1 protein-coding gene is annotated in these 645 nt (G+C 73.3%); it reads left to right on the top strand.

Going from position 1 to position 645, the window contains the following annotated elements:
* Positions 1 to 645 (top strand): beta-ketoacyl [acyl carrier protein] synthase domain-containing protein (locus tag AC1D01_RS37660; protein WP_477875054.1); only part of this gene is annotated, 645 nt, incomplete at both ends.

Raw genomic sequence — 645 nt, 5'->3', positions numbered from 1 at the left:
ACCCCGAGGCGATCGACGCGCGCACGCTGACCGGCACCGTGCACAGCGTGCTGGCGAACCGCCTGTCGTTCCTGCTCGACCTGCGCGGCCCGAGCATCTCGGTCGACACCGCCTGCTCGTCGTCGCTGGTCGCGATCCACCTGGCCTGCCAGAGCCTGCGCCACGGCGAGAGCGACATCGCGCTGGCCGGCGGCGTCTCGCTGATGGTGACGCCCGACCTGATGATCTCGCTCAGCAAGGTCGGCTTCATGGCGCCGGACGGCCGCTGCAAGACCTTCGACCAGAGCGCCGACGGGTTCGGCCGCGGCGAGGGCTGCGGCGTGATCGTGATGAAGCGCCTCGCCGATGCCATCGCCGACGGCGACCGCGTGCTCGCCGTGGTGCGCGGCTCGGCCGTCAACCAGGACGGTCATTCGACGCTGCTCGCCGCACCGAACGGGTTGGCGCAGCAGGCGCTGATCCGCGAGGCGCTCGCGTCGGCGCAGCTCGCGCCGGGCCGCATCGGCTTCATCGAGGCGCACGGCACCGGCACGCCGCTCGGCGACCCGATCGAGGTCGAGGCGCTGGCCGCCACCGTCGGCCGCGCCGACGCCGGCGGAGGCACCTGCTGGCTCGGCGCCGCGAAAGCCAACCTCGGCCACATGG

The sequence above is a fragment of the Rhizobacter sp. P3_B12 genome, from assembly GCF_056402895.1.
The sequence above is the reverse complement of the archived record's forward strand: the minus strand, read 5'-3'. Positions and strand labels throughout refer to the sequence as shown.